6 protein-coding genes are annotated in these 8,072 nt (G+C 64.5%); 2 read left to right on the top strand and 4 right to left on the bottom strand.

Translation table 11 applies throughout. The annotated features are described in order from the left end of the window. Window positions 1-179 precede the first annotated feature (179 nt). Together ACIGO8_RS33235 and ACIGO8_RS33240 are read left to right on the top strand one after the other, a co-directional pair. Window positions 180-1,112 (top strand): hypothetical protein, encoded by a 933-nt coding sequence (locus ACIGO8_RS33235; protein ID WP_399738503.1) that lies wholly within the window; start codon window positions 180-182, stop codon window positions 1,110-1,112. After that, window positions 1,112-2,119, top strand: a complete 1,008-nt coding sequence (locus ACIGO8_RS33240) for a restriction endonuclease (protein WP_399738506.1) — start codon at window positions 1,112-1,114, stop codon at window positions 2,117-2,119. The genes ACIGO8_RS33235 and ACIGO8_RS33240 overlap by 1 nt, the downstream gene beginning before the upstream one ends. A gap of 626 nt (window positions 2,120-2,745) precedes the next feature. Here ACIGO8_RS33240 and ACIGO8_RS33245 read toward each other — a convergent pair. The 4 genes from ACIGO8_RS33245 to ACIGO8_RS33260 all read right to left on the bottom strand — a co-directional run. Next, window positions 2,746-4,800, bottom strand: coding sequence for a hypothetical protein (locus tag ACIGO8_RS33245; protein WP_399738509.1), 2,055 nt, complete (start codon window positions 4,798-4,800; stop codon window positions 2,746-2,748). A 27-nt stretch (window positions 4,801-4,827) separates the two neighbouring features. Further along, window positions 4,828-7,032: a hypothetical protein gene (locus tag ACIGO8_RS33250; protein ID WP_399738512.1), complete on the bottom strand. Its 2,205-nt coding sequence runs from the start codon at window positions 7,030-7,032 to the stop codon at window positions 4,828-4,830. Further along, window positions 7,029-7,670: a hypothetical protein gene (locus ACIGO8_RS33255; protein ID WP_399738515.1), complete on the bottom strand. Its 642-nt coding sequence runs from the start codon at window positions 7,668-7,670 to the stop codon at window positions 7,029-7,031. The genes ACIGO8_RS33250 and ACIGO8_RS33255 overlap by 4 nt, the downstream gene beginning before the upstream one ends. Before the next feature lie 301 nt (window positions 7,671-7,971). Continuing rightward, window positions 7,972-8,072: helicase associated domain-containing protein (locus ACIGO8_RS33260; RefSeq protein WP_399738521.1), on the bottom strand; the 101-nt coding region annotated here is incomplete at its 5' end.

Genomic DNA, 8,072 nt, shown 5'->3' on the forward strand with positions numbered 1-8,072 from the left:
ACCAAGGCAGGCACCCTGTCATCCGCCGTGGCGAGTCGATGTTGTCAGGGACAATGAACAGACCGACCCGAGCATGCTCAGTGTGCGTCGCTCAGGAAACTCAGCAGGCGGGCACGCTAGCGCCACGGCGCCTGACTTCCGCTCATGCCGCTGTCAGTGGGGCCGTGTAGCCTCGCGCGGTGATTATTGACCGGAACGCGGGCGTCACCCCGAACCGCTACCAAAGCGCTGCGCTGCGCCGCACGATCGGAAGACGGATAGGCCGTGCTGACCGTGACGACATGCTGCGCGCTCTTCTGTGGGTGAGCGAGGTTCGCCTGGCTGGAGACCTGGTAACCGCGTGGCGCCAGCTCTACCAAGAGCTCGACCGAGAGATGCATGAGGCCCAGCGCCGGCGCGACGGCCTGTCCTGGCAGGAGGGGGACCAGGTTGGCGTGAGCAGTCGAGCGGCAGCTGAGGATCTGGCGGAGAAACTCTTGGCCGAGCGGCACGAGGCGCAACAGGCGCTGAAAGAGTGTGAGCGAGCCGCTGAAAAATTCGCCCACCGACTCGGAACGCATCACAGTGATGACCTGACCGTGCTGCGCACCGTCCTGTCGGTCCTGAACGACCAGCTGCAGTCGGCTAAGAAGCGTCTCAGCGCACTGCTGTCGACGGACAAGGATGAGCTGCACGGCTTGGCAGAGCTCGAACAGCGCAGACGTGCCGGGACAGGCACCACGCTCGAGCAGCTCGACCAGATGGAGCAGAGCGATTTCGACCGCCTCATACAGCAAGCCCTGGAGCGATCCGGCTTCACCATCGTGACCGCCGAATCGAAGGTGCTCGAGGTGGCGCGCGAAGCCTTCAAGGGGATCGTCTTCTGCGACCACGCCAGGAACCCGGCGTCAGGTCAGGCCACGGACATCGAGGCGATCGTCGCGGCGCAACGTTCCGCCCTGGATCGTGGATACAGCTCCGTGCTGGTGGTCAGCAATCTTCAGTTCATCTCACACCCCGCCCACCGGCTTACCGCGAGTTCGCAACCAGACGTAGAGATGATCCAGCGCTTCGACCTTCAGAAGTGGATCGAATGGGGAGAGCCCTTCGACGATGTGGCGGAGTGGGTCTGATGCACATCAACTGGGCAACCGCCGTTCCGTTCCCTGACTACCCAGACCCGGAGCTCCAGAAGGAGCTGCGCCGCCGGATATCGGACGCTACAGACGATGACCTGCTCGCGGCGTACCTGCACTGGACCGAGAACCGGATCGCGGCGGCATGGTCCCGCGCTGCAAACGATCTCGAGGACGAGGTCGCAAGAGAGCTGGAGCACGTGGATGCCTTGCGCAAGCCGCTTGGGACTCACTTCTCGCTGCGGTATCTCAAGGCCCACGACAGGCTGCGCGACGCGATGCTCCAGGCCTGCGACGCCTCCAGTGCGGCCGCTCGTGAAGCTCGCATGGTCTGCGATCAGCTGCGGAAACTCACCACGGGAGACCTCTCCGCCCACTACCAGACGGGGCCAAACGACGAGCAGGCGCCGGCGGGACGCCTCGGTATCGTCATGGACCAGTTGGGGCGGATCGAGAGCGAGCTTCGTAGCGCGCTGAAGGCGCACCGCGACGCCATGCACGACGTGGCGCTGCGGGAGCGAGACCTGAAGTCGTTCATCGCTTCGGAACACAGCGTCGCCGTCGAGGACATCCACGCCATGTCACCGGCAATGTTCGAGCAGACGGTGGCAGCACTTGCGAGGCGTGATGGTCACACGATTCTCCGCAGCAGCGGTGGCTCCCGAGATCTGGGGGCGGATGTGATCACAATGGCCCCCGACGGCAGCCGGGTGGTCCTGCAGTGCAAGCACCGTCAGGGCGGTCGCGGCAAGGTCGGCTCGCCCGATGTGCAGACGCTTAACGGCACCGCTCGGCCGGAGCACAAGGCGGACATCGTCATTGCTGTTACCAACGGCAGCTTCACGAAGCCTGCTGTCGACTTTGCACGTAATCACGACATCCGCCTCCTGGACTGCTCGAGGCTCCGGCGATGGGCGACATGGGGCGAGCCGTTGCTCTCCGTCGTGGGCATTGGTGAGGCCGGAGGGAATGACGTCTCCACGGGTTGGTGGAGCCCCGCCTGAAGCGATGTCGGGGAGTGGCGATCGGCAGGGCGGCCGGATCGTAGCCGGCAATCGGACGGCGGACGGGCCATGCCTCGCGAGCCGCAGCGTTTCGTTCCAGATGGTAGTGGGTCGGCTCCCGGTTTCAGGGGCGGTGCTCCGGACGTATCGCTAAGGATCGCCTGATGCATGACACGCTGACGGATGACCAGAGTCCGGCCGCTTGCGTGGCGGGGTTCTGGTCTGCTCCCGCCGATTCTGAGGCCGTTCCGGCGACCAGGCCGGCCATTCTAGCCTTCTCGTGCTCCCGTTTCGTCGATTTCCGGAGGCCTTCAGGGGCGTCAGGACGGCGTTCCGATCGGCGCGGCTCCTGAGCACCTACCTCAGGAGCCAGCGTGCTGGGCCGGCCGCTTCCAGTCGGCCGAGTCGATTGCGTTCCGGCCCGGACTGGGCAAGCTCAAGGGCACTGCCTGGGCGCCCCCTTCGGAGCCCCCACTGGTGCCCGGCACTCGATGCCGGAGAAAACCTGATGTCCGCATTTGGGGGAGAGCATCAGGTTCCGGGGGCCTGGACGCTCTCCCAGGCCGGGCTCGGCACGCGGCTTCGATCAGCGACTGCCTGTAGTCAGCACCTGCCGGAGCGCGTGACTACGGACCAGTGAGCCTGGCGGCTGAGGTTCTCGCGCGGTGTGCGGCAGGGGTGGAGGAGTATGAAGGGGATCTGGTGTTGCCCTGGATGCGTGCGGTGAGTACGGCGTGGGGGCGGCCTCCGGGCTCGGCCGGGGGGACTGCGGTGACTTTGAGGCATTGGTGCAGTTGTGCGTGACGGGTTTTGGGCGTGAGTTCGAGGACGACGAGGAAGCCGACGTTGATGTCGGTGGCGCCGTACTCGGCCGGTTGGTAGCTGTAGCGGCTGGCGAGGTAGTCGATGGACGCATGATCGAGTTCGCGCTTGCACTCGATGACCAGGCGGAAAGCTCCGAAGAACAGCACAACGTCGGTGCGGCCGGACCCGATGTTCTTGACTTCCCACAGAGGGGTTGTACTGAGGGCGGTATACCCGCGTTTGGCCAGGTCTTTGGCCATGTCGACCTCTTCTGGTGCGGCTTCGTCCTTCTTGAATGGCCGGAGGAAGGGCTCGCCAGTTGCGCCGCCGGTTTCTGTGTCAATGGCCCAGCGCGTGTACCTCATAAGGAAGAGCAGGACCTCCTCCACACGCAGCGCGGGCTCTCCACTGACACCGCTGATGCGTTCGATCTCGGATCGTAGGTTCCGGTAAATGGTGTTGAAGTAGTCGCTGCGGTCGGGGTTTCTGGCGTTGAGGGCGATCCTGCCAGCATTGTTTAGGTCGTGGGCGAGGCCCGGGTGTCTCTGGAGCATCGCCGTGAGTCGCTCTCCCACGTCCGTAGGGAGTGCCAATGCAGACGTGGCGTCCCTAACGTCGATGAGTCCGCCTTTTGGGAGTTCGGCGTCGCCTCCTGAGCGCAATGCCTGTTGCAGTTCCACGATCGCGCTGCGGGCTTCTTCGGTCGTTTCGGGGTTGTCGGCGTTGACGGCCAGCCACCGGTCGAGGAATGCCGCGCTGTCCCCTCTGGCCGCGAGAGTGCTGGCCAGTCGGGGCTGCAGGAGGTGCGGCAGCGCTGCCGTTTGCGTAGGAGGGGGGACGTCATCTTTGTAAGGGATGTCGGGCGCCGCCAGCAGGTGCAGTGTGCGGTGGGCACTGTAGACCTGGGCCATGGAGGAGATTAGGGCCGGCGGGTCCCACCATGCGCTGTCCAGGTCCTGCAGCGCGTGCAACCGGTCGGCGAGCTGGACCCAGGTGACGGTGGCATCCGCCCGTGGCTGGCGCCACGTGGGTTGCTCATTGAGGCTGTTGAGCCGGTAGGCCAGGACCAGGGAGTGCAGCTGGTGAATTAGGGCGTCGGATACGGCCTGGCCGGCGGTGAAGGCGAGGAGGGCGTCGAGGGCGGTCTGGAAGATGAGTGCGTCCAGGCGGTCTTCGTACCTGCTGCAGCGGCTCAACCAGTCACGGGCACTGCGCAGCTCGGGGAGGACGTTTTCGACGGCTTCTTGGGTGAGGCCGGCGCGTAGGTGGGTCATGCCTAGTTCGAAGCAGATGTCGTCTTCGTAGTCTTCGAAGACGAGGAGAGCCTCTAGGGCGTCGGGAATCTCTTCGTCCTCCCATCGCTCCGCTGCCGCCCCTAGGCAGCGCACAAGCCGCTGGATCATCACGGGGTCCGGTGGGGCAGAGGCCGCGGCTTCGGCGAGTTCGCCGGCCTGCTCGACGAGCTGGCCGCGGAGGCGCAAGGCTCTGGTCCAGCCGCCGAGGGCTAGACGGGTCAGTCCTTCCAGAGCGATCCCTGCTTCGGCGTCTTCGCCTTGAGCCCGGTGACCCAGCGCTCGGCTTAGTGGGGCCGCGAGAGCGGGAAGGGCCTCGGCACAGGAGAGTGTGTCGTCGACGATGTCTTCCAGTGCGAACGCGTCCTGGGCGGCGATGGCCTCGGTGATGAGGGAGGCTGCCTGGTCAGGTGAGGGCAGGGTGGGCCATTCGTCTAGCAGAACGCTGATGACCAGCGGCATATCGGACGAGCCGAGCAACTCTTCACGCTCCGACAAGATCGTCTCGAATCCCCCCAAAGACTCCAAGGAGATGATGCTGTCGGTTTCACGCAATGCTTCTAGTCGTGCGGATACCTCGCTCACGTCATCCTCGTGTCGTCTTATGGGGGACTACCACAGAGTGTTCCCTGGTTCGACCACATACGTGTGATCGGCGTCGAGCGTCTCATCGAGGTATCTGCCATGGGCACTGGTCAGGATGACCTGCAGCCCGGGGATGTCCTCGGCGAGCTGGACGAGCTCCTTGAGCATGCGCGCGACGTGCGCTGGTTTGGCTTCTTCCCGCCCAATGGAGTCCAGGATGAGAAGCCCGGGATGGCGGGTGACACCGGCTTCCAGTCCGACACGGAGCAGCGCCGCGATCACCGCGATCTTCAGGCGCAGCCGCTCTCCGTCGTTGACCTTGCCGAACTGGACCGTCGCCCCGCCCTTCTCGACCGCCATATGACCGGCACCGTTGAGTTCGGCGCGAGTCAGCTGTCGAACGCCTAGGTGCTGACCGATGGCGGTGAGCTTCTCATTGACCTGCGCGAGCAGTCCGTCCTGGTCCCCCTTGCGTCGGGCCACCGACGCAGCCTCCGCAGCCTTGAGGATCTTAAGGCGGCGTTCCAGGACCGCGATCTCCGCGCTGAAGTCTGAGATCCGGGCACCACGGCGTTCATTCAGCTGACCGCTGAGCTGGGCTCGGCGCAGTTCCAGCAGATGACGGCGCTCAGCAGCCGATGTGTCGATCTCAGCCAACGCGGTGCGGGCCACGTCTAGAGCTGCAGATGCGTGATCGCGCTCCCGTTTGGCGAGGTCCATAGCCTCTGACTCTGCCTCTGCGGTTTCCGAGAGCTGTAGTACTGCCAGCCGCGCCTGAGTGAGGTCGTCCAAGGCGTCGACATTGAGTGCATTGTCGGACAGCATGCGGCGCAGCCCATCCGTAGATACGGGCTTCTCTGCCAGCTCGTCGTTGGCCTGCAGCTTCAGGTCGCTGTCACACAGAGAGCATCGACCGGCCTTCTCGACAGCCCAGCGCTCCGGGGCCACATCGGTATCACACCGGGGGCAGCACGTGGGCTTCAGGGCGTGCCAGAACCGGCGGGTGAGGGAGGCCTCTTGCAAGGCCGCGACATCCGCTTCGGCCGTCTCCAGGAGTCGGGAGGTCTCGCCATAGCCCTGACTGTGCTCCAGCCACACCTCCTGTGCCCGGGCGTATGCGGCCGAGGCGGCTTGAAGATCGCCGACCAGACGGGCCAGCTCGGCAGGCTCGGGGATACTCGGCAAACTATTGAGTGTCGTGTCGATCTCTGTGATTTCACGCTGCAGCTCGCCCAAGCTCTGGGTGTGAGCCGTTTTTGCTTGGTCTACCTGCCGCTGCAGCACTGAGATCCGGTTTTCCAGATGCTTCGCGTAGGCCTGCGCTGTGGCCGCCACAGGAGCCCAGGGACTGCCGAGGTAGACCTGCAGCAGCCGCACAGCGGCGAACTTCTCCTCACCGAGTACGACCTTGACGCTCGGGTCGCTGATTAGGAGGGCCCCGCTCCAGGTGGGCCAGCCCTGAACCCCGAGGGCTCCGTCAGCGTCATCGATCCGGTCGCCTTCCCGCCGGGCTGCCCAACTGGGAATGGCTTCAAAGCCAAGACGGGGCAGCATGATCCCGTCCATGACCCGTTCCATGTCCTTGCCAGAGGAGAACGCTGCGAGCTCGTGCCGCACGTGCGGGCGCAGCACCTCGCACATCTCATGCAGTAAGTCCGGTGTGGGGACCCGGGCGTCGTTGCTCACCCCGAAAGCCTCGCTGACCAGCCGTCGACTGAGCTGGTTCAGATGGTCCCAGGGGATATTGGCATCTGGCGCCAGGAGGAGGACCCTGCCACGAGGGCGTCTGTCGTGGACTGAGAACACGACAGCCATCCGTTCGTCATCCACGGTGACTTCGACAAGCACACCGCGTAGCCACCCCCGAACGTCGTCCTGTAGATCTGTCCGTCCTCGCACCGCCCACAAAATGATGTGCAGCAAACTCGACTTGCCGGCGTCGTTCTCGTCCTGTGTACCGAACCCGGTGACTCCTGGCTGGATGGCTCGTGCGAAGGAGAAAGGCGCGGCGGCTCCGTCACGAAATCGCTTGATTCCAGCGAAATGCACGCCGCGTACTCCGAGGGCGTGACGAGCCGTGCTCCAGCCTGCGGGGGGCCTGACTGCCTCGGCAGCCAGCGCTTCCCGGACCTCCACTTCTTCGACCCCGCTGCGCTTGACGATGTCGCCGATCCAGTCGTCGGCCCCGACGATCGGTTCCGATCCAGCTCCAGATTCTTTCGGCGGCGTCATCCGCGCCCCCCTCCCTCATGCCCCTCTGCCGGGGGCCAGACAACACCGAAGCGCGCTGCGACTTCCTGCGCCCGCTGTGTGACTTCCTCGGTGATCTCCGGGATCAGCTTCCCAGGGGCCACTGACTTATAGATTTCGTGCTCATACTGCCGCTTGCGCATCTGGCCTCCGCTGACTGCTTCAGGGATCAGCCCAATGGCCTGCGCCTGCTTCACGTACCAGGCCATCTCCGGGATGCCCTCTTGCAGAGCTGTGGCTGCATCCTGGCCCTTGGCCAGCAAGTAGTAGTCACGGCGAGCGTTCTGGCTACTCTCATTAACGCGTCGCACCGAGATGTGTCTACGTGACGCCAACAGGGCCAGCGCGTTGTCCGGGCGCTCGTAGGCGCCGTACAGATACTTGGCCATGGGGTAGCGGTGTAGGGAGGGAGCCTTTCCCCCGAGCATGTCAGCCACGAGCCGCAGAGTCGCCTCGGCCGGCTGACGGTCCTGAGTCACCTCAGTTAGCAGTTCATGGGCGAGGTAGTCCGGGCAACGCAACCAGAAGTCGAGTTTGACCAGTCGTGTTAGGGAACGGACTACCTTCACGGCGTCAGGAGTCAGCCCATTGCCTGTGCTGGGAGAGCCGAGCACATCCATGATTATGAGGAGGCGGGAAGCTGTTTGCGATGTAGCTCCCCCTCCGGCGCGGTGACGGCTCACCAGGATGTTTCCCACACGCCCCCCAGCGATACAGGCTCAGCTGATCAACACCCGAGATCACGGAGAGTAGCTCAATGATGTGCTTCGTCGCACCCTTTCGACCCAGAGAAGTCTGTTCAACTGCAAGGGCAACGGCGCACCGCGCTCCGCCCGAGCTGATCGAGCGCTCCAGAGAGAGATGCCCTGACGATGCACCGAGTCCCGGGTCAGGCTAACGCGGGACATTAGGGCACGGGGTCTACGTCCATCGCATTCCGATGGCGGAGAGCAGCTCCACCCGTTCCGGCGTCAGTGTCGCGGCCCTGCTGCGTTGGTTGCTGATCCACGCCCCGAGTCGGA

This window comes from Streptomyces sp. NPDC053493, assembly GCF_044544825.1.
GTDB lineage: Bacteria > Actinomycetota > Actinomycetes > Streptomycetales > Streptomycetaceae > Streptomyces.

Excerpts from the sequence above, each read along its gene's own strand:
- ACIGO8_RS33240 (WP_399738506.1), top strand. The coding sequence starts at position 1,112 with ATGCACATCAACTGGGCAACCGCCGTTCCGTTCCCTGACTACCCAGAC.
- ACIGO8_RS33250 (WP_399738512.1), bottom strand. The coding sequence starts at position 7,032 with ATGACGCCGCCGAAAGAATCTGGAGCTGGATCGGAACCGATCGTCGGG.
- ACIGO8_RS33255 (WP_399738515.1), bottom strand. The coding sequence starts at position 7,670 with ATGGATGTGCTCGGCTCTCCCAGCACAGGCAATGGGCTGACTCCTGAC.